Consider the following 18742-nt stretch of genomic DNA (forward strand, 5'->3'; position numbering starts at 1 on the left):
TTGATCTACGGGTGATCAGAATAGTTCGGGGGGCGCGCCGGAGGGGAAGACAATCACGCGCAAATCCGGGCGGTAGGTATCTTCTGGCTATGAGTGCGATGCGTAAGGCGCTGCCGGTCGCGGCTGCGGCGGTGTGGCTGGTGGTCGGCTCGGGGGCGGCGAGTGCGGGCGTTGACGGGGGAATGATCGCGCCCGAGTCCGACGTGGCCCATCACGGTCATGTCCTGGTCGGCGGGGACCGGATCGAGATCGCCGTGACGTCCCGGAACCACGGCCCCTCGAACCTGCCGGACGCGACCGTACGGCTGTCCCTGTCGGTGCCGTCGGCCAGTGTGCCGCACCTGCCGCCCGGCTGTCTGCGGGCGGGGGAGCGCGAACTGCTCTGCGCGACGGGGCCGCTGCGTGCGGCCGGGCCGGGCCGGAGCCTTCGCCTGGAGCTGTGGACGGTGGGCGGCCCGCACGAGGTCGTCGTGCGGATCGGCACCGCCTGGAACGGCGGCGCGAGCGACCGCAACCCGTACAACAACGAGCACCGGGTGCTGGCGCCGGCCACCGGGGACCCGTACGTCTTCTGACGCGGCGGCGGCGGCGCCGGCCGGACGGGTGGGGCCGGTCACCGTGACCGGCGAGAAGCCCTGAGCGGTCCGGTGGGGAGCGGCAGCCGGGAGCGGCCGCGGTGGGAACGGTCGCAGCCCGGAGGGCCCCGGCCCGGATGGCTCCGGGTCGGATGGCTCCGGGTCGGACGGCTCCGGGTCGGACGACTCCGGTCCGGCGGCGGCCGGTCGGGGTGTCCGCGCCCTGACCGTGAGGCGGCAGTCGCCGGACCGGCGTAAGCCCTACGCGCCGGTGGTGCGCAGGGCGTCCTTGACGATGGCCTCGAGGCGGGCGTGGTGGGCGCCGCGCCAGTAGACGCGGCCGCAGGCCGTGCACTGCGCGAAGATGTCGTACGAGCGCTGCGTGCCCTGCTGCAGTTGCTCCTGGACGGAGTCCTTGTCCGCCTCTTTCAGCGGGCCGTTGCAGGCGGTGCACCGGGTCCAGGGCGCGAGCGTGGGGGCGAACCGCTCCAGCACGTCGCGCAGTTGGTCGTCGGGACGGTCGCTGTAGATGTACGCGCCGGCCCAGAGCTCGCGGCGCCGCAGCAGTCCGCGGTCGCGGGAGAGCATGACCCGCTGCTCCTCCGCGGAGAGGGTGGCGAGCGCCGGGTCGCCGATGTCCTCGTTCTCGTACGCCGCGTCGACGCCGAGCAGGCGCAGCCGCCGGGCGAGCGTGCCGAGGTGGACGTCGAGGAGGAAACGGAGCGGGGCGCCGGGAACCTGCTGCGGGCGGTCGACGCCGCACACCTCGACGTGCTCTCCGCCGACCGGGATGTGTGAGACCGGGACCTGACGGCCGTCGACGAGCAGTCGGCCCGCCTCGGTGAGCGGCACGCCCAGCGACTCCACGACATGGCCGAGTGTCGACGAGCCGTCGGTGGCCAGGGACGTACGCCCCTGCCGGTAGTCCGACGGGACGAAGAGTCGCAGCTCGGGGGCGACGTCGATGGTGATCTCCGGTCCGTTCACAGCGTCAGCATGTCATCGGACGCAGCGGCTCTGCCAGGACCTTCCGCGCGGCCGGGCCGCCTGTCCCACCGCCCACCGGCGGGCAGCGCCCGCTCAGCCGCCACCGGGCGCTCAGCCCTCGATTGGGCCCAGGTCGATGCACCAGTCGTTGGAGCGCAGCAGATTGCCCGGCGGGTACTCGAAGTCGCACTCGCCGACGAGCGAGAAACCGGCTTTCCTGCACACCGCGTTCGACGGGCCGTTGGAGACGGAAGGGAAAGCGTGCAGGAAGCGGTGCCTGCGCTCGGCCCTCGCCGCCTCGACCACCGCCAGCGTTCCCGCCGTCGCGATCCCACGGCCCTGGAAGCCCGGCAGGACGCTCCATCCCGTCTCGTACACCTGCTCGTCCTCCCAGGTCTGCTCCCAGAAGCCGACCGTGCCCGCGGGCCGGCCGCCGCCCGGTTCGCCGGTGTCGAGGAGGATCCGGAACATCCGCCCACGCCCGGTGCGGTCGGAGCTCAGGTCGACGTACCGCCGGTGGCGGGTGAGTAGCTGGTCTTCCGTCTCCGGGCCTCCGAGGTGGTCCATCAGCTCCGGCGCGTTCGCCGCGCGCAACAGGTCGAGGTCGCTCTCCGACCAGGGCTCGATCCGTACCGCCGATGCTGTGCCGTCCATGTTCCGCACTGTAGGGCGCGGGTCCGACAGCGGACACCGGACGCGGGTGCCGTTCGACCGGCAGGGGCTGCTACCGGTCCGTCCTCGCGTACGCCGCCGGAGGCACGCCCACCGTTGCCGTGAAGTCCCGTACGAGGTGCGCCTGGTCGCTGTACCGCAGCTCAGCGGCGAGGCGGGCCCAGTCGACTTCGTCGGCCGGGCCGCCGCTCGCCTCCGCGCGCTACGGCGGTTCCGCTACGGCCGCTGCCACGCGGGGTCGCGGCCGGCGGCCCGCCATCGCGCCCGCCGTGGCGGCACCCCCGGGCTCGCCTCCGTACATCGTCACGACACATCTGGTTAAGCTCGCCGTTCACCGACGGCGACTGGCAGATGGAGATGCGGACGTGACCCGAGCGCGTATGGGTGTGGCGGTACTGACGATGGGCACACGCCCCACCGAACTGCGGGCGCTGCTCGACTCCGTCGCCGCACAGGACCATCCCGCGACGCGCGTGGTCGTCGTCTCCAACGGCGCGGCCCTGCCCGAACTGCCGCCCGGTGTGACGGGAATCGAACTCGCCGAGAACCTGGGCGTCTCCGGTGGGCGCAACGTCGCCATGGATCGACTGCGGGAGTTCGGGGACGTCGACGTCCTCGTCGACCTGGACGACGACGGACTGCTCATCGCGTCCGACGTGTTCAGCCGCATTGCCGACATGTACGACGCCGATCCCGCGCTCGGCATCGTCAGCTTCCGCATCGCCGACGAGACCGGCTTCACGCAGCGCCGGCATGTGCCTCGTATCGGCAGGACGGACCCCATGCGCGGAGGTCAGGTGACGACGTTCCTCGGCGGCGGGCACGCCCTGTCGATGCAGATGCTGGAGCGGGTGGGCGGCTGGCCGGAGGACTTCTTCTTCACGCACGAGGAGACGGACCTCGCATGGCGGGCCCTCGACGACGGCTGGAAGATCCTCTACTCGCCGGAGCTGGTGCTCCAGCATCCCCGCACGCCACCGACCCGGCACGGCGTCTACTACCGGATGACGGCTCGCAACCGCGTCTGGCTGGCGAAGCGGAACCTGCCGGCGGTCCTTGTGCCGGTCTACCTCGGCGCCTGGACGGCCCTCACGCTGGCCCGCACCCGGTCGGCGCCGGGGCTGCGTGCCTGGTTCGGCGGGTTCGCGGAGGGTGTCCGTACGCCGTGCGGTGAGCGGCGGCCGATGCGGTGGAGCACGGTCTGGCTCATGGCGCGTCTGGGCCGCCCGCCGGTGGTGTGAGCGCCCGTGGTTGAGCGCCGGGGGTCTGAACGTCACCGGCGCCGGGGCTGCCGGAGATCCGCTGGTCACAGCGGATCGGTCAGGGCCAGACCAGGCAGTAAGGCTGGTGCCCCGCCTCGTGCAGACGGTGGCTGAAATCCTGCCATTCGTGGAGCAGTTGGTACACGTTGAACGCGTCCCGAGGCCCCCCGCGGTCCGGGACCGTCGACCATATGAAGGCCGCCGCGCCCACCGACTCCTCGCCGATGCCCCGCAGCGGGTCGACCACGGTCATCGGCAGCTTCACCACCGCGTAGTCCGGGTGCAGCACTACGAGCTCCAGCGGCGGAACCTTGTTCAGCGGCATGCCCTGGATGCCGGTGAGCACCATCGCGGCTATGGTCTCCGGCTTGATCTTCGTGAACATCCCGCCCATGCCGAGCTCGTCGCCCCCGAGCTCCTCGGGGCGCATGGAGATCGGCACCCGCGCGGCAGTGGCTCCGTCGGGCGCGCCGAAATACTTGTAGGTCACCCCCACTCGGCCGCTCCTGCCTCCCGCGGGCTCATCCGCTTCGCCTCGCCGGTGCTTTCCACGCCGAGCCGGCTCAGGACCCAGGTCGTCGGTCCCCTCGCCCAGTCCGCCACCGCGATGCATATCTCCACCCGACCACTCGCAGCCCCCGCCGCGCAACCCGATCATCGTGACAGTGACCTCCCCCACGAACGTCCGGTGAAACACCTGTCCGCAGATACGTCGGAGCCTCTGAGACCATGGATTCCGTGAGCTTTCCCTATGACGCCCCAGTTTCGCAGACGCTTTTCGACCGCGCGTCCCTCGTGACGCCCGGCGGCGTGAACTCTCCCGTCCGTGCATTCCGCGCCGTGGGTGGTACGCCCCGGTTCATGGTGTCCGGTACCGGTCCGTACCTCACCGACGCCGACGGGCGCGAGTATGTCGACCTCGTGTGCTCGTGGGGACCGATGATCCTCGGGCACTCCCACCCGGCCGTGCTGGAGGCGGTGCACGCGGCCGTCGCGCGCGGCACCTCGTTCGGCACGCCCGGCGAGGGGGAGGTCGCCCTCGCCGAGGAGATCGTGTCCCGTGTCGAGCCTGTCGAGCAGGTTCGGCTGGTTTCCAGCGGTACGGAAGCGACGATGTCCGCGATCCGGCTGGCCCGCGGCTTCACCGGCCGGCCGAAGGTCATCAAGTTCGCCGGCTGCTACCACGGCCACGTGGACGCGCTGCTGGCCGCGGCCGGGTCGGGTGTGGCCACGTTCGGTCTTCCCGACACGCCCGGTGTCACGGGCGCCCAGGCCGGGGACACGATCGTGCTGCCCTACAACGACCTCGAGGCGGTGCACGCCGCGTTCCACGCCAACGCCGGCCAGATCGCCTGTGTGATCACCGAGGCGTCGCCCGGAAACATGGGTGTCGTCCCGCCGCGGCCCGGTTTCAACGAGGGCCTCAAGGCCGCCTGCGCCCAGAACGGCGCGCTGTACATCTCCGACGAGGTGATGACCGGTTTCCGTACCTCGAAGGCGGGCTGGTACGGCGTCGACGGTGTCGCGCCCGACCTGATGACCTTCGGCAAGGTGATGGGCGGCGGCTTCCCGGCGGCGGCGTTCGGCGGCCGCAGGGACGTCATGGCGCACCTCGCGCCGGCCGGTCCCGTCTACCAGGCGGGCACGCTGTCCGGGAACCCCGTCGCCACCGCAGCGGGCCTCGCGCAGCTGCGGCTCCTCGACGACGCCGCGTACGAGAAGGTGAACGCGGTCTCGAGCCAGATCCAGGCGCTGGTGACGGAGGCGCTCTCCAAGGAGGGCGTCGTGCACCGCCTGCAGACGGCGAGCAACATGTTCTCGGTCTTCTTCACGGCGACCGAGGTCCGGGACTACGAGGACGCGAAGAAGCAGGAGGCGTTCCGCTTCAACGCGTTCTTCCACTCGATGCTGTCCCAGGGCGTCTACCTGCCGCCGTCGGCGTTCGAGTCGTGGTTCGTCTCCACGGCGCACGACGAGCGCGCCGTGGAGCGGATCGCCGCCGCGCTGCCGGCCGCCGCCCGTGCCGCTGCCGAGGCCACCGCATGAGCGCCGAGCGCAGTGCCCTGGACGAAGCCGTGGAGCGGGCCGCCGAGCAGAACGCCGACGTCGAGCGCGACGCCGGCGAGATCACCGTCGTGCACCTGATGCGCCACGGCGAGGTGCACAACCCGGACGGTGTCCTGTACGGCCGCCGCAGCGGCTATCACCTCTCCGAGCTCGGCCGGCAGATGGCCGACCGGGTCGCCGAGCATCTCTCGGGCCGGGACATCACGCACGTCGTCGCGTCCCCGCTGGAGCGTGCGCAGGAGACCGCCGTGCCCATCGCCAAGGTGCACGGCCTGACCCTCGACACGGACGAGCGGCTGATCGAGGCGGGCAACGTCTTCGAGGGCAAGGCGTTCGGCGTCGGCGACGGCGCGCTGCGCAAGCCGGCCAACTGGAAGCATCTGACCAACCCGTTCCGCCCGTCGTGGGGCGAGCCGTACGTGGAGCAGGTCGTACGGATGATGGCGGCGCTGGAGGCGGCTCGGGACGCGGCCCGCGGACACGAGGCGGTCTGTGTCAGCCATCAGCTGCCGATCTGGACCGTGCGCAGTTTTGCGGAGAAGCGCCGGCTGTGGCACGACCCGCGCCGCCGGCAGTGCACGCTCGCCTCGCTGACCACGTTCACATTCCAGGGCGACAGGATTGTCTCCGTGGGTTACACGGAGCCGGCCCGGGATCTCGTTCCGCCGCATCTTCTGGCGGGCGCAAGGCCCGTGAAGGGCAAGAGCAAGGCATTCGGCGCATAGCCGATCGTTGATCGTCCGGCGGACGATCACCGGCGTTCAAGAAAAATAGGCAGAAGTCCCCGGAACCCTCGTGTTCCGCAGCGCATCTCACCCTGTGCCGGTTTGTTGGGCCGGTTGAACAACGGCTCTCCGGACCAAGAGGGCGCGGAATGGGGACGATATGCGGGACATCAGCCGAAGGGGTCTGCTCGGGGCGGGACTTGGAGCCGCAGCGGCAGTGGGGGTGGCGGGCTGCGGCTCCAACAGCTCGGGAAGAAACGGACATAACGACTCCGTGAAGGGTGGCGACCCGGGCCAGGGCGGCGGCAAGCCCTCCCCTTCCAAGACCCCCGGCCGCCCGATCGGTGACGGCTCGACCGTCGATACGGGAAAGCAGCCGCACCAGCCGGCGCGGCCCGTCCCGCTCGAACCCGGCCAGACGCCTCCGCAATTCGTGGTCTTCTCCTGGGACGGGGCGGGTGAAGTCGGCAACGGCCTCTTCCCGCGCTTCCTCGAACTCGCCAGGAATCACGGGGCGGGGATGACCTTCTTCCTCTCCGGGGTCTATCTGCTGCCGGAGTCGAAGAAGTCGCTCTACCGGCCGCCCAACAACAAAATCGGCGCGTCCGACATCGGCTACCTGACCGACGGCCACGTCAAGGACACGTTGAAGTACATACGCCAGGCATGGCTCGACGGCCATGAGATAGGCACCCACTTCAACGGCCATTTCTGCGGCGGTTCTGGATCCGTCGGCAACTGGAGCACCGCGGACTGGGAGAACGAGATCGACCAGGCTGTGAAGTTCGTCACCGAATGGCGTACGAACAGTGGCTGGCACGACATCGATCCGCTGCCCTTCGACTACCGCAGGGAACTCGTCGGCGCCCGCACTCCCTGTCTGCTCGGCCAGGAGAAACTGCTGCCGGCGGCCAAGCGGCTGGGCTGGCGCTACGACGCGAGCTCGCCGGGCGGGCGCCAGATGTGGCCCGACAAGAAGCAGGGCATCTGGGATCTGCCGCTTCAGGCAGTGCCGTTCCCCGGCCACTCCTTCGAAGTGCTCTCCATGGACTACAACATGCTCGCCAACCAGTCGAAGAATTCGACCAACGGGATGCCTTCGCGCTATCCGGGCTGGAAGAAGCAGGCGACGGACGCCTATCTCGCGGGTTTCAACAGGGCTTACGAGTCCAATCGCGCGCCCTTCTTCATAGGCAACCACTTCGAGCAGTGGAACGGCGGCATCTACATGGACGCCGTGGAGGAAGCGCTCAAGAGGATGGCCGGCAAGAAGGACGTACGGCTGGTGTCCTTCCGTCAGTTCTGCGACTGGCTCGATGTGCAGGACCCCCGGGTGCTCGCCAAGCTGCGTACCCTCGAAGTCGGCCAAGCGCCGGCCGGTGGTTGGAACGCATTCTTTAAGGCCGCTTGACAACGGGCCCAATCGGGCACGCAGGGGGGTGCGGAAGATCTGCGCGGGCGCCATGCGAAACTTTTCACATGAGCCATAGCCGTGCCCCCCGCGCCGCCCTGCTGACCGCCCTGGTCGCCGCAGGTGCGCTCACCCTGTCCGCCTGCGGCGACGGTGGAAAGTCCGGTGGCGGCGGCGACACCAACTTCGTCACCAACACCGGTGGCATCTCCACCGTCCCCAAGGGCGAGCGCCAAGCGCCCGCGAAGCTCGCGGGCGAAACCCTGGACGGCGAGCGGCTCGACGTCGCCGGCCTCAAGGGCAAGGTCGTCGTACTGAACGTATGGGGATCATGGTGCGGGCCGTGCCGTGCGGAAGCGCGCTATTTCGCGAAGGTGGCGAAGGAGACCGAGGCACAGGGCGTCGCGTTCGTGGGGATCAATACACGTGATCCCAAGAAGCAGAAGGCGATCAACTTCGAGAAGGACTACGGCGTCGAGTACCCGAGTCTGTACGACCCGATCGGGAAACTGATCGTGAACGGCTTCCCCAAGGGCACTTTGAACCCGCAGGCCATTCCCACCACGATCGTTCTCGACCGCGACGGCAAGATCGCCGCGCGCTCGCTCAAGGCGCTCGACGACAAGGGACTCCGCAAGATGATCGACCCGCTGATCGCGGAGAAGTGATCCTGTGGAGGTTCTGGCCGCAGGGTCCGAAATGAACGACACGGTGCTCGGGGGCGCGCTGCTGCTCGCGCTGCCCATCGCCGTGCTCGGCGGACTCGTCTCCTTCTTCTCGCCGTGTGTCCTGCCGCTGGTCCCCGGCTACCTCTCCTATGTGACCGGCATCAGCGGCACCGACCTGGCAGAGGCCCGGCGCGGCCGGATGGTCACCGGCGCCTCCCTCTTCGTCCTCGGCTTCACCGTCGTCTTCGTCTCCGGCGGCGCTCTCTTCGGCTACTTCGGCACCACCCTGGTGGGCCACCGGGAGATCCTCTCCAAGATCCTCGGCGTGCTGATGATCCTGCTCGGGATCTTCTTCATGGGCCTGATGCCCTGGCTCACCCAGCGCGAGTTCCGCTTCCACAAGCGGCCGACGACGGGACTGGTCGGCGCCCCGCTGCTGGGCGCGCTGTTCGGCGTGGGCTGGACGCCCTGCTTCGGCCCGACTCTCACCTCGGTCAACATGCTCGCCCTGGACCAGGCGAGCGCGGGCCGCGGGGCCATACTGATGGTCGCGTACTGCCTGGGGCTCGGCCTGCCGTTCATCGTCGCCGCGGTCGCCTTCCGCAAGGCACTCGGAGCCTTCGGCTGGATCAAACGGCATTACACGTGGGTGATGCGGATCGGCGGAATCATGATGATCGCGACCGGTCTGCTGCTGCTCACAGGTGCATGGGACACCCTGGTGCAGGAGATGCAGGGATGGTCCGACGGCTTCACGGTGGGGATCTGAGTTCATGAGCAAGACCGAAGAGCGCGACCTCGGCGAGGCCGGGGCGCAGCTGTCCACCGCCCCCACGGAGAACCCGGCGGACCAGGCGATCGGGGGCCCGACGCTGTCGGTCTTCGGGTGGCTGCGCTGGTTCTGGCGGCAGCTCACCTCGATGCGGGTCGCGCTGATCCTGCTGTTCCTGCTGTCGCTGGGCGCCATCCCGGGCTCGCTGATCCCGCAGAACAGCGTGGACGAGCTCAAGGTGCAGGCGTTCAAGGAGAAGCACGACGTCCTGACACCGGTCTACGAGAAGCTGCAGTTCTTCGACGTCTACAGCTCGGTGTGGTTCTCCGCGATCTACATCCTGCTGTTCGTCTCGCTCATCGGCTGCATCGTGCCGCGCAGCTGGCAGTTCGTCGGCCAGCTGCGCAGCCGGCCGCCGGCCGCGCCGAAGCGGCTCACCCGCCTTCCCGCCTACACCACCTGGCGCACGGAGAGCGAGCCCGAGCAGGTGCGTGAGGCAGCCCTCGCGATGCTGAAGAAGCGCCGTTTCCGCGCCCACGCGGCAGGCGACGCGGTCGCCGCGGAGAAGGGCTACCTGCGTGAGGCGGGCAATCTGATCTTCCATGTGTCGCTGATCGTGATGCTGGTGGCGTTCGCCGCCGGCACGCTGTTCAAGTCCGAGGGCGGCAAGCTGATCGTCGAAGGCGACGGCTTCTCCAACACGCTCACCCAGTACGACGACTTCAAGTCCGGGTCGCTGTTCAGCGTCGACGAGCTCGCGCCGTTCAGCTTCAACCTGGACGGTTTCACCGGCACATACGCGAAGAGCGGCCCGCAGCGCGGCACCCCCCGCACCTACGAGGCGGCCGTGACCTGGTCGAAGGGCGACGGACCGGAGCGCGAGTCGGTCATCGAGGTCAACAAGCCGCTCGAGATCGACGGCACCAAGGTCTACCTGCTGTCGCACGGCTACGCCCCCGTCGTCACCGTCCGCGACGGCAAGGGCGATGTGGTCAGCAGCGAGCCGGTGCCGCTGCTGCCGATCGACTCCAACGTCACCTCGACCGGTGCGATCAAGGTGATGGACGGCTACCGGGACAAGACCGGCAAGAAGAGCCAGCTCGGCTTCCAGGCCTTCTTCGTCCCGACGTTCGCGGGCGCGGGCCACGGCGACATGTTCTCCCAGTTCCCGGGGCTCGAGTACCCGGTGCTCGCGCTCACGGGCTACCACGGCAGCCTTGGCGTCGACGCCGGTCTGCCGCAGAACGTGTACCAGCTCGACACGAGCAAGATGACGCAGTTCAAGGGCCCCGACGGCGAGATCCTGAAGCAGCGTCTGCGGCCCGGCGAGACCATGAAGCTGCCCGACGGCGCAGGCTCCATCACCTTCGAGAAGGACGTCAGGGAGTGGGCGAGCTTCCAGATCTCGCAGCAGCCCGGCAACGGCTGGGCGCTGGCCGGCGCGATCGCGGCCATCACCGGTCTGGTCGGCTCGCTGTTCATTCAGCGCCGGCGCGTCTGGGTGCGGGCGGTGCGCGGTGAGGACGGCGTGACCGTCGTCGAGATGGCCGGTCTCGGCCGAGCCGAGTCGGCGAAGCTCCCCGAGGAGCTGGCCGGACTCGCCCTGACCCTCCACACACAGGCGCCGACCGCGTCTGAACCCGTAGAAGTTCCTGCCGAAGGGGCCAAGGAGTGACTCTCGCCGCCGCAACCAACGCGAACCTGGCGGAGATCAGCAACTACCTGATCTATTCGTCGATGGCCGTCTACACGCTGGCCTTCTTCGCGCACATCGCCGAGTGGACGCTCGGCAGCCGCAGCAAGGTGGCCCGTACGGCCGCCGCTCTGACCGCCCCCGCGCAGGACGCCGCGGCCGAGGGCCCGAAGATCCAGGTCAAGCAGGCGGGCGGCACCGCCGTCCTGGAGCGGCCGAAGGTCGTCACCCGCGCCGCGAACGGCGCCCGTGACGTCCCTGACGGCCCCGGCGCGCACGGCGGCACCGAGCAGGGTGACCTGTACGGCCGGATCGCGGTCTCGCTGACGGCGCTCGCCTTCCTGCTGGAGGCGGCCGGAGTCACCACCCGAGCCCTGTCGGTGCAGCGCGCGCCGTGGGGCAACATGTACGAGTTCTCCACGACCTTCTCGACCGTCGTCGTGGGTGTGTACCTGGCGCTCCTGATCGCGAAGAAGAACGTCCGCTGGGCCGGTCTGCCGCTGGTCACCACCGTGCTGCTCGACCTCGGTATCGCGGTGACCTGGCTCTACACCGAGAGCGACCAGCTCGTCCCCGCGCTGGACTCGTACTGGCTGTGGATCCACGTCTCCACCGCCATCTTCTGCGGCGCGGTCTTCTACCTCGGTGCCGTCGGCACCGTGCTCTACCTGTTCCGTGACTCCTACGAGAACAAGCTGGCCAACGGCGGCAAGCCCGGCCGGTTCGCCACCTCGGTCCTGGAACGGCTGCCCGCCTCCGCCTCGCTCGACAAGTTCGCGTACCGCGTCAACGCGGCCGTGTTCCCGCTGTGGACGTTCACGATCATCGCGGGGGCGATCTGGGCCGGCGACGCGTGGGGCCGCTACTGGGGCTGGGACGCCAAGGAGGTCTGGTCGTTCATCACCTGGGTCGCCTACGCGGCGTACCTGCACGCCCGCGCGACCGCGGGCTGGAAGGGCCGCAAGGCGGCCTACCTGGCGCTGATCGCCTTCGCCTGCTGGCTGTTCAACTACTACGGCGTGAACATCTTCGTGAACAGCCTGCACTCGTACGCGGGCGTCGAGTGAGGTAGCGCCCGCGCCACCGAAGGGTGACGCTGGATGCATGCATGACGTGATCCCCAAGGGCACCGTCGAATCCCGGGACGACGGCACTCACCTGTTGCGGTTCGAGCTGTATCTGCCGCATCCGGTGATCCGGCTGTGGGCCGCCGTCGCCACGCCCGAGGGCCTGCCGACCTGGCTCTGCGCCGCCGACGTTCTCGAACCGAGAGTCGGCGGCGCGGTCACGCTGCGCTGGCTCAACGCGGACGCCGAGGGCCGCCACACGGTCGCCGAAGGCCATGTCACCGCATGGGACGCGGAGCGCGTCGCCGAGTACACGGTCTCCGTCCACGGGCGGATCCGCTTCCACCTCGAGCCGCACGGCGACAACGGCACCGTGCTCCGCTTCACCAACGAACTCCGGTGCGACGACGAGGTGCTCCTGGACTGCCTGGCCGGCTGGCACAACCACTTCGAGCTGCTCGTGGACGCCCTGGAGGGGCGGCCCATGACCGACTGGGAGATCTGGACCCCGACGCGCTGGCAGCAGCTGCGGGACGCCTACGCCGCGGCGTAGCCGAGACAGCTCCGCTCAGGCGCCGATGTCCTCGTGCCACAGGCCGGGCCTGGCCGCGACGAAGTCGCGCATCATCGCCGTGCACGCGGCGTCGTTCAGCAGCACGATCTCGACACCGTGCTCGGCCAGCCAGTCGTGGCCGCCGTGGAAGGTCTCCGCCTCGCCGATCACCACCCGCGAGATGCCGAACTGCCGCACCAGGCCACTGCAGTACCAGCACGGGGAGAGCGTCGTCACCATCGTCGTGCCCCGGTAGGAGCGCTGCCGTCCGGCCGCCCGGAAGGCGGCCGTCTCCGCGTGCACCGACGGATCGCCGTCCTGGACGCGGCGGTTGCGGCCCCGGCCCAGCAGCGTGCCGTCCGCGCCGTACAGCGCGGCTCCCACGGGGATGCCGCCCTCCGCGAGGCCGGCACGCGCCTGTGCCGCGGCCGTCTCCAGCCACGCGTCGTACTCGCCGTGCGTCATGTGTTCCCTCTCCGCTGCGGCGCCCATCGGATCCGCCGATGGGCCCATCGGCAGGACGCCCCACTGGCTCGTGGACCGCCCCCGCCTCCCGCTCGTAGCTTCACAGACATGACATCTCAGACCGCGCAGGCCACTACGGACTCCACCAGGCGTGGCACCGTCGAACTCACCGTCGCCATGGTTCTCTCCGGCACCCTCGGCATCTTCGTCGTCGAGTCGGGAGCCTCCCCGTTCAACGTCGTCTTCTTCCGCTGCCTGTTCGGCGCGCTCGCCCTCGGCGCCTACTGCCTGGTGCGCGGATTCTTCACCGACCACAACTTCACGGCGAGGAAGCTGGCGCTCGCCGCGCTCGGTGGCGTGTTCATCGTCTTCAACTGGGTGTTCCTGTTCGAGGCGTACGAGGAGTCGTCCATCTCGCTGGCGACCGTCGTCTACCACACCCAGCCGTTCTACGTGGTGCTGCTGGGAGCGCTGCTGTTCGGGGAACGGCTGACGGCGGCGACCTTCGGCTGGCTCGGCGTCGCCTTCGCCGGTCTTGTCCTCGTCTCCGGTGTGAGCCCCTCGGACCCCGGCCCGCTCACGGGCCTCGGCTTCGCGCTGCTGGCCGCGTTGTTCTACGCGATCTCGACCGTGATCACCAAGCGGATCACCGGGGTGAAGCCGCATCTGGTCGCGCTGGTCCAGGTACTGGTCGGCATCCCGCTGCTGCTGCCCTTCGCGGACTTCGCCGCGGCGAGCGGCCTCGGCGCGGGCTGGGCGTGGCTGGCCGGGCTCGGACTGATCCACACCTGCCTGATGTACGTGCTGATGTACTCGGCGTACCAGAAGCTCGCCACCGCGAAGATCGCCGTGCTGGCCTTCGTCTATCCGGCCGTCGCGATGGTCGCCGACTGGGCCGTGTACGGACACCACATCGGTGTCGTCCAGGCGCTGGGCGTCCCGCTGATCGTGCTCGCCTCGCTGCGGATCAACCGGACGAAGCAGCAGCCGCGCCCGGTGGTCCGAGGCTCCGCTACGACTCCTGCTCCCGTACCAGCCGCACCGTCTCGTCGATGAACAACCGCACATGCCGCGGCAGCCGCTTCCCCTCCCGCCACGCCACTTGCGTGCGCAGCCGGAACGGCGGCTCCCACGACAGTGCGACGAGCGCCCCGGACACGAGCTCCTCACGGACCGTCATCCGGGGCAGCAGCGCGACCCCGAGTCCGCCGGCGACGCCGCGCTTGGTCGCCTCGATCGTCCCGAACTCCATGAACGGCGGGGGCGTCCCGGTCCGGGCGCGCAGTTCACCCTCGAACAGGTCGCGGTACGGGCAGCCCGGTTCCGTGCCCACCAGCCGGGTGTCCTCCAGATCGGCGGTCGCCAGCTCACTCGCCCCGGCCAGCGGATGACCGGGCGCGGCCACCAGCACCAGCGGCTCCACGGCGAGCACCTCACTCTCCAGGCCCGCGTGCCGGGTCTCCCGCTCCATCAGAAAGCCGATGTCGAAGACGCCCTGGCGCAGAGCCTGCCGGGTCTCGTCGCCGAGCGTGGGACGCAGCGACAGCTTCACCTTCGGATAGCGGTGGTGGAACAGCTCGAGCAGCTCCGGCAGCCGGTAGGAGGTGAGCGATTCCATGGTGCCGATGTTGATCGTCCCTGCCGGTTCCTCGGCTCCGGCGACCGCGGTGCGCGCCTCGTCGGAGAGCTCCATGATCCGGCGGGCGTACGGCAGCAGCCGCTCGCCTGCCTCCGTCAGCCGGATTCGGTTGCCGAGCCGGTCGAACAGCTCGGTTCCCAGCGAGCTCTCCAGCGAACGGATCTGGCTGGTGACGCTGGACTGCGCGTACGTCAACTCGGCCGCCGCCTGTGTGAAGCTGAGGACCGACGCGACTTTCTCGAAAGTGACCAGGAGCCGGATCTCCACGTCAGGACTTCGGCCTGTCGGGGTCGTCGCCGTCCACGGGGTCGCTGTCCGGCCCCGTGCCCTGCTCCTTGTCCCGTTTCTCGTCACGCAGCGACTTGAGGAAGTCGGGGTTGTCGTCGGGCGCCACCCAGCCGCGGCCGGCGGGCGAAGTGGATGCCGTCCGGTCCTTGCCCGCGATCAGCCACGAGATCGAGCCCACCAGCGGGAAGAGCAGCACGAGGATCGCCCAGAGCGGCTTGGGGATGTACTTGATGTGCTGCTCGTCCGTGGAGAGGCAGTCGATGAAGGCGTACACGCTGAGCGCCAGCGGCACCAGAAACATCAGCACCCGAAGCATGGCCGACCCCCTGCGGGAAGAACTCGGGGCCGCGCTGAGCGGGCCCCCGTGACAGCTCCAGCGTAGTGCGTACCGGATACTGGACCGCATGGCTTACGACGATCTTCGCTCCCTGCTCCGGGCGCTGGAGCGCGAGGGCGACCTCAAGCGCATCAAGGCCGAAGTCGACCCGTATCTCGAGGTCGGGGAGATCGTCGACCGGGTGAACAAGGCCGGCGGTCCGGCGCTGCTCTTCGAGAACGTACGCGGTTCCGCGATGCCGCTCGCGATGAACGTCTTCGGCACCGACCGCAGGCTGCTCAAGTCGCTGGGCCTCAAGTCCTACGCTGAGATCAGCGACAAGATCGGCGGGCTGCTCAAGCCGGAGCTGCCGCACGGCTTCGTCGGTGTCCGCGAGGCGTTCGGCAAGCTCGGCACGATGGTTCACGTGCCGCCGAAGAAGGTGAAGGACGCGCCGGTGCAGGAGGTCGTCCTCACCGGCGACGACGTCGACCTGGACGCCCTGCCCGCCCTGTTCACCTGGCCCGAGGACGGCGGCTCGTTCTTCAACCTGGGGCTCACACACACCAAGGACCCCGAGTCGGGCGTGCGCAACCTCGGCCTTTACCGGCTGCAGCGCCACGACAAGCGCACCATCGGCATGCACTGGCAGATTCACAAGGACAGCCGCAACCACTACCAGGTGGCCGCCGGACGCGGTGAGCGGCTGCCGGTCGCGATCGCCTTCGGCTGCCCGCCGGCCGTGACGTACGCCTCGACGGCGCCGCTGCCCGGCGACATCGACGAGTATCTCTTCGCGGGGTTCGTCGCCGGCAAGCGGATCGAGATGGTCGAGTGCAAGACCGTCCCGCTCCAGGTCCCCGCGAACGCGGAGGTCGTGCTGGAGGGCTGGCTGGAGCCGGGGGAGATGCTGCCGGAGGGCCCCTTCGGCGATCACACCGGCTTCTACACGCCGCAGGAGCCGTTCCCGGCGCTGACCATCGACTGCGTCACGATGCGCAAGCGGCCGCTGCTGCAGTCGATCGTGGTGGGCCGGCCGCCGACCGAGGACGGTCCGCTGGGGCGGGCGACGGAGAGGTTCTTCCTCCCGCTGCTCAAGATCATCGTCCCGGACATCGTGGACTACCACCTGCCCGAGTCGGGCGGCTTCCACAACTGCGCGATCGTCTCGATCGACAAGAAGTACCCGAAGCACGCGCAGAAGGTGATGCACGCCATCTGGGGCGCGCACATGATGTCGCTGACCAAGCTGATCGTGGTCGTCGACGCCGACTGCGACGTCCACGACCTGCACGAGGTCTCCTGGCGCGCACTGGGCAACACCGACTACGCGCGGGACCTCACCGTCGTCGAAGGACCGGTCGACCATCTCGACCACGCCTCCTACCAGCAGTTCTGGGGCGGCAAGGCGGGCATCGACGCAACGCGGAAACTCCCCGAGGAGGGGTACACCCGGGACGGCGGCTGGCCGGACATGGTCGAGTCGGACCCGGACACGGCGGCGCTGGTCGACCGCCGCTGGAAGGAGTACGGACTGTGAGCCCCATCGCCGTGGGCGGCCCGGCCCTCTTCATCGGCACCGACACCGACTACGTCGCCCTCGTGCGCCCCCGGCTCGACCCTGCCGACCCGGATGTCCGGCTGGCCGCCGAGCAGGCGGGCGTCGCGCCCGAGGAGTTCGCGGGCCCCGGCGACACCTGGACGGTCCTCTTCGAGCACGACGGCGAAGGCGACGGTTTTGAGCTGCCCGGTGTGCGCGACGTGGAGCCCGCCGGCTTCGCGGAGCGGCTGCGCGTGGAGCTCGCCGCCGCGTCCGGGCCGTTCACGGTCGACGGCGGCTCCGTGCTGCGGCTGGACGCCCGCCCCGCCGGCGCGGACGCGTACGCCTTCACGGCGCACGTCACCGCGCCCGAGGACGACGGGTCCCTGTCGACCGTGGAGACGGGGCCGCTGCCCGTCGCCGGGCTGCTGGCCGACCTCGACGCGTTCCTCGGGAGCCTCGCATGATGACGACCGCCGACGAGGTCGTGGGTTCGGACCCCGCCCCGCAGCCGACGGGGAAGGTGAAGGCCTTCCTGCGGCTGGTGATGATCGAGCACTCGGTCTTCGCGCTGCCCTTTGCCTACATCGCCGCGCTCACCGCGATGTTCCAGCTGGACAGGACCGTCCACTGGGTCGAGCTGCTGCTCGTCACCGTCGCGATGGTGGGGCTGCGGACCTTCGCGATGGCCTGCAATCGGATCATCGACCGCGAGATCGACGCCCGCAATCCGCGCACCGCGGGGCGGGAGCTGGTCACCGGCGCGGTGTCCGTGCGCTCCGCGTGGACGGGCGCGCTCGTCGCACTCGTCGTCTTCCTCGGCGCGGCGGCGCTGCTCAATCCGCTGTGTCTGGCGCTTGCGCCGGTCGCGGTCGTGCCGATGGTGGTCTATCCGTACGGGAAGCGGTTCACCGACTTCCCGCATGCCATCCTCGGCCTCGCCCAGGCCATGGGTCCGGTCGGCGCGTGGATCGCGGTCACCGGGGCGTGGTCGTGGGACGCGGTGATCCTTGGGCTGGCGGTCGGCGTGTGGATCGGCGGCTTCGACCTGATCTTCGCGTGCCAGGACGTCCAGGCCGACCGCGCCCACGGCGTCATGTCGGTCCCGGCCCGCTTCGGCATCCCGGCGGCGCTCCACGGGGCCCGGGCGTCGCACGTCGTGACGACCGGTCTGCTGGTCTGGTACGCGCTGGCGACGGACGCGGGGGTGCTGTTCTGGATCGGGCTCGTGATCGTGGCGGCGGCGTTCCTCTACGAGCACACGATCGTGCGCCCGCACGATCTGTCCCGACTGAACAGGGCGTTCTTCACGACGAACGGCTTCATCGGGATCTCGCTCTTCGTCTGTGCGCTGGCCGACCTCGTCGTGCGGGGCCTGACCGTCTAGCCGAGGGCCTGCCGGCTCGGCCCCGAGCCGGCAGGGGTGCGGCGGCGGAAGACGAAGGCGGCCGCGATGCCCGCCAGCAGCCCGAAGAGGTGGCCCTGCCAGCTCACGCCGGTGTTGGCCGGGGATATGCCGACCAGGATCGAGCTGCCCCAGACCGCGCCGATGAGAAGGCCCACGCCCACGTCCAGCAGGCTGCGGTCGACGAAGCCGCGCACGACGAGATAGCCGAAGAGGCCGAAGACCAGGCCGGAGGCGCCCGCCGTGTTGACGTCCGACGGGGAGACCAGCCAGACACCGAGGCCGTCCACCAGGATGATCATCAGTGACACGGCGAGGAACCTGCGGATGCCGCCCAGCGCGGCGAGGAAACCGAAGATCAGCAGCGGGACGCTGTTGGCCGCGACATGGGCGAAGCCGAAGTGCATGAAGGCCGACGGGACGACGTCGGCGAGCTCGGCCGGCTCCCGTGCCACGATGCCGTAGGCGTCGAGGGCATGGCCCGTCGCCACGTCGCCCGCTTCGAGAGCCCACAGCAGGGCGACCCAGCACACGGCGATCTTGGCCGCGGCTCTCGCCCGCTCGGATGTTGTCCACTCTGCGCCGGCCGTCTTCGCCATCGCGGCCCCCTGGGTGTCTGTGCGCCTCCCCCCGGAAA

General features: G+C 69.7%; 21 protein-coding genes and 1 pseudogene. 14 read left to right on the forward strand and 8 right to left on the reverse strand.

From position 1 onward, the window contains the following. Positions 1–89: 89 nt before the first annotated feature. Positions 90–575 carry a hypothetical protein gene (locus ACIQ7Q_RS00220; RefSeq protein WP_403854575.1) on the forward strand — a complete coding sequence of 162 codons (486 nt, stop codon included), beginning with the start codon at positions 90–92 and terminating at the stop codon, positions 573–575. 261 nt (positions 576–836) lie between these two features. Here the strand turns inward: ACIQ7Q_RS00220 and ACIQ7Q_RS00225 are convergent, their stop codons facing one another. The 3 genes and pseudogenes from ACIQ7Q_RS00225 to ACIQ7Q_RS00235 form a co-directional block, all read right to left on the reverse strand. Next, entirely contained in the window at positions 837–1562 is a 726-nt protein-coding gene (locus tag ACIQ7Q_RS00225; RefSeq protein ID WP_403854578.1) for a Mut7-C RNAse domain-containing protein, read from the reverse strand. Positions 1563–1673: 111 nt separating this feature from the next. Then, complete coding sequence (locus ACIQ7Q_RS00230; protein ID WP_403854581.1) at positions 1674–2216, reverse strand: GNAT family N-acetyltransferase; 543 nt, start codon at positions 2214–2216, stop codon at positions 1674–1676. Positions 2217–2286: 70 nt separating this feature from the next. Beyond that, positions 2287–2424, reverse strand: a pseudogene (locus ACIQ7Q_RS00235) (AraC family transcriptional regulator); the annotation flags it as partial. A gap of 190 nt (positions 2425–2614) precedes the next feature. On the opposite strand from ACIQ7Q_RS00235, the gene ACIQ7Q_RS00240 reads away from it, so the two are divergent. Then, on the forward strand, positions 2615–3475 hold the full coding sequence (locus tag ACIQ7Q_RS00240; protein ID WP_403856367.1) for a glycosyltransferase family 2 protein: 861 nt from the start codon (positions 2615–2617) through the stop codon (positions 3473–3475). Positions 3476–3554: 79 nt separating this feature from the next. On the opposite strand, the gene ACIQ7Q_RS00245 is transcribed toward ACIQ7Q_RS00240, so the two are convergent. Further along, positions 3555–4109: a hypothetical protein gene (locus ACIQ7Q_RS00245; protein WP_356637346.1), complete on the reverse strand. Its 555-nt coding sequence runs from the start codon at positions 4107–4109 to the stop codon at positions 3555–3557. Between the two features lie 116 nt (positions 4110–4225). Between ACIQ7Q_RS00245 and hemL the strand changes: the two genes are divergently transcribed. From hemL to ACIQ7Q_RS00285, 8 genes are all read left to right on the forward strand, one after another. Then, entirely contained in the window at positions 4226–5542 is a 1317-nt protein-coding gene (hemL, locus tag ACIQ7Q_RS00250) for a glutamate-1-semialdehyde 2,1-aminomutase (protein WP_403854584.1), read from the forward strand. A gap of 98 nt (positions 5543–5640) precedes the next feature. Further along, the gene (locus ACIQ7Q_RS00255; RefSeq protein WP_403856369.1) at positions 5641–6288 is read left to right on the forward strand and encodes a histidine phosphatase family protein; all 648 of its coding nucleotides are present in this window, start codon (positions 5641–5643) and stop codon (positions 6286–6288) included. Between the two features lie 160 nt (positions 6289–6448). After that, complete coding sequence (locus tag ACIQ7Q_RS00260) at positions 6449–7699, forward strand: hypothetical protein (RefSeq protein ID WP_403854587.1); 1251 nt, start codon at positions 6449–6451, stop codon at positions 7697–7699. Between the two features lie 68 nt (positions 7700–7767). Then, positions 7768–8367, forward strand: a complete 600-nt coding sequence (locus ACIQ7Q_RS00265) for a TlpA family protein disulfide reductase (RefSeq protein WP_403854590.1) — start codon at positions 7768–7770, stop codon at positions 8365–8367. Between the two features lie 31 nt (positions 8368–8398). Continuing rightward, the gene (locus ACIQ7Q_RS00270) at positions 8399–9136 is read left to right on the forward strand and encodes a cytochrome c biogenesis CcdA family protein (RefSeq protein WP_403854593.1); all 738 of its coding nucleotides are present in this window, start codon (positions 8399–8401) and stop codon (positions 9134–9136) included. Between the two features lie 4 nt (positions 9137–9140). Continuing rightward, positions 9141–10814 carry a cytochrome c biogenesis protein ResB gene (locus ACIQ7Q_RS00275; protein ID WP_403854596.1) on the forward strand — a complete coding sequence of 558 codons (1674 nt, stop codon included), beginning with the start codon at positions 9141–9143 and terminating at the stop codon, positions 10812–10814. Beyond that, complete coding sequence (gene ccsB, locus ACIQ7Q_RS00280; protein WP_403854599.1) at positions 10811–11899, forward strand: c-type cytochrome biogenesis protein CcsB; 1089 nt, start codon at positions 10811–10813, stop codon at positions 11897–11899. Before ACIQ7Q_RS00275 ends, ccsB begins: the two co-directional genes overlap by 4 nt. A gap of 37 nt (positions 11900–11936) precedes the next feature. Next, positions 11937–12452: an SRPBCC domain-containing protein gene (locus ACIQ7Q_RS00285; protein WP_403854602.1), complete on the forward strand. Its 516-nt coding sequence runs from the start codon at positions 11937–11939 to the stop codon at positions 12450–12452. A gap of 15 nt (positions 12453–12467) precedes the next feature. On the opposite strand, the gene ACIQ7Q_RS00290 is transcribed toward ACIQ7Q_RS00285, so the two are convergent. Further along, positions 12468–12917, reverse strand: a complete 450-nt coding sequence (locus ACIQ7Q_RS00290) for a nucleoside deaminase (protein ID WP_403854605.1) — start codon at positions 12915–12917, stop codon at positions 12468–12470. 108 nt (positions 12918–13025) lie between these two features. Here ACIQ7Q_RS00290 and ACIQ7Q_RS00295 point away from each other — a divergent pair, with 108 nt between their 5' ends. Further along, a complete protein-coding gene (locus ACIQ7Q_RS00295) occupies positions 13026–13973 on the forward strand; it encodes a DMT family transporter (protein WP_403854608.1) in 948 nt (315 codons plus the stop codon). On the opposite strand, the gene ACIQ7Q_RS00300 is transcribed toward ACIQ7Q_RS00295, so the two are convergent. Together ACIQ7Q_RS00300 and ACIQ7Q_RS00305 are read right to left on the reverse strand one after the other, a co-directional pair. After that, entirely contained in the window at positions 13930–14823 is an 894-nt protein-coding gene (locus ACIQ7Q_RS00300) for a LysR family transcriptional regulator (protein WP_403854611.1), read from the reverse strand. The two genes, ACIQ7Q_RS00295 and ACIQ7Q_RS00300, sit on opposite strands and share 44 nt — an antisense overlap. A gap of 1 nt (position 14824) precedes the next feature. Further along, positions 14825–15160 (reverse strand): PLD nuclease N-terminal domain-containing protein, encoded by a 336-nt coding sequence (locus ACIQ7Q_RS00305; RefSeq protein ID WP_403854614.1) that lies wholly within the window; start codon positions 15158–15160, stop codon positions 14825–14827. Positions 15161–15248: 88 nt separating this feature from the next. On the opposite strand from ACIQ7Q_RS00305, the gene ACIQ7Q_RS00310 reads away from it, so the two are divergent. Genes ACIQ7Q_RS00310 through mqnP form a run of 3 tightly spaced genes read left to right on the forward strand, consistent with a single transcriptional unit; the run spans position 15249 to position 18087 of the window. Then, a complete protein-coding gene (locus tag ACIQ7Q_RS00310; RefSeq protein WP_403854617.1) occupies positions 15249–16700 on the forward strand; it encodes a menaquinone biosynthesis decarboxylase in 1452 nt (483 codons plus the stop codon). Then, positions 16697–17167, forward strand: coding sequence for a hypothetical protein (locus ACIQ7Q_RS00315; protein ID WP_403854620.1), 471 nt, complete (start codon positions 16697–16699; stop codon positions 17165–17167). Before ACIQ7Q_RS00310 ends, ACIQ7Q_RS00315 begins: the two co-directional genes overlap by 4 nt. Continuing rightward, the gene (mqnP, locus tag ACIQ7Q_RS00320) at positions 17164–18087 is read left to right on the forward strand and encodes a menaquinone biosynthesis prenyltransferase MqnP (RefSeq protein WP_403854623.1); all 924 of its coding nucleotides are present in this window, start codon (positions 17164–17166) and stop codon (positions 18085–18087) included. Before ACIQ7Q_RS00315 ends, mqnP begins: the two co-directional genes overlap by 4 nt. Here mqnP and ACIQ7Q_RS00325 read toward each other — a convergent pair. Next, positions 18084–18704, reverse strand: a complete 621-nt coding sequence (locus ACIQ7Q_RS00325; protein ID WP_403854626.1) for a rhomboid family intramembrane serine protease — start codon at positions 18702–18704, stop codon at positions 18084–18086. The genes mqnP and ACIQ7Q_RS00325 overlap by 4 nt on opposite strands. Positions 18705–18742: the final 38 nt, after the last annotated feature.

The sequence above is a fragment of the Streptomyces sp. NPDC096176 genome (assembly GCF_044763255.1).
GTDB lineage: Bacteria > Actinomycetota > Actinomycetes > Streptomycetales > Streptomycetaceae > Streptomyces.

What these genes read in the sequence shown, in the direction of transcription:
- ACIQ7Q_RS00275 (WP_403854596.1), top strand. Translation starts at nt 9,141, where the DNA reads ATGAGCAAGACCGAAGAGCGCGACCTCGGCGAGGCCGGGGCGCAGCTG.
- ACIQ7Q_RS00305 (WP_403854614.1), bottom strand. Translation starts at nt 15,160, where the DNA reads ATGCTTCGGGTGCTGATGTTTCTGGTGCCGCTGGCGCTCAGCGTGTAC.
- ACIQ7Q_RS00240 (WP_403856367.1), top strand. Translation starts at nt 2,615, where the DNA reads ATGGGTGTGGCGGTACTGACGATGGGCACACGCCCCACCGAACTGCGG.
- ACIQ7Q_RS00220 (WP_403854575.1), top strand. Translation starts at nt 90, where the DNA reads ATGAGTGCGATGCGTAAGGCGCTGCCGGTCGCGGCTGCGGCGGTGTGG.
- ACIQ7Q_RS00285 (WP_403854602.1), top strand. Translation starts at nt 11,937, where the DNA reads ATGCATGACGTGATCCCCAAGGGCACCGTCGAATCCCGGGACGACGGC.
- ACIQ7Q_RS00310 (WP_403854617.1), top strand. Translation starts at nt 15,249, where the DNA reads ATGGCTTACGACGATCTTCGCTCCCTGCTCCGGGCGCTGGAGCGCGAG.
- ACIQ7Q_RS00325 (WP_403854626.1), bottom strand. Translation starts at nt 18,704, where the DNA reads ATGGCGAAGACGGCCGGCGCAGAGTGGACAACATCCGAGCGGGCGAGA.
- ACIQ7Q_RS00245 (WP_356637346.1), bottom strand. Translation starts at nt 4,109, where the DNA reads ATGCATCGCGGTGGCGGACTGGGCGAGGGGACCGACGACCTGGGTCCT.
- ACIQ7Q_RS00265 (WP_403854590.1), top strand. Translation starts at nt 7,768, where the DNA reads ATGAGCCATAGCCGTGCCCCCCGCGCCGCCCTGCTGACCGCCCTGGTC.
- ACIQ7Q_RS00255 (WP_403856369.1), top strand. Translation starts at nt 5,641, where the DNA reads ATGCGCCACGGCGAGGTGCACAACCCGGACGGTGTCCTGTACGGCCGC.
- ACIQ7Q_RS00260 (WP_403854587.1), top strand. Translation starts at nt 6,449, where the DNA reads ATGCGGGACATCAGCCGAAGGGGTCTGCTCGGGGCGGGACTTGGAGCC.
- ACIQ7Q_RS00295 (WP_403854608.1), top strand. Translation starts at nt 13,026, where the DNA reads ATGACATCTCAGACCGCGCAGGCCACTACGGACTCCACCAGGCGTGGC.
- hemL (WP_403854584.1), top strand. Translation starts at nt 4,226, where the DNA reads ATGGATTCCGTGAGCTTTCCCTATGACGCCCCAGTTTCGCAGACGCTT.
- ACIQ7Q_RS00230 (WP_403854581.1), bottom strand. Translation starts at nt 2,216, where the DNA reads ATGGACGGCACAGCATCGGCGGTACGGATCGAGCCCTGGTCGGAGAGC.
- ACIQ7Q_RS00270 (WP_403854593.1), top strand. Translation starts at nt 8,399, where the DNA reads ATGAACGACACGGTGCTCGGGGGCGCGCTGCTGCTCGCGCTGCCCATC.
- mqnP (WP_403854623.1), top strand. Translation starts at nt 17,164, where the DNA reads ATGATGACGACCGCCGACGAGGTCGTGGGTTCGGACCCCGCCCCGCAG.
- ACIQ7Q_RS00290 (WP_403854605.1), bottom strand. Translation starts at nt 12,917, where the DNA reads ATGACGCACGGCGAGTACGACGCGTGGCTGGAGACGGCCGCGGCACAG.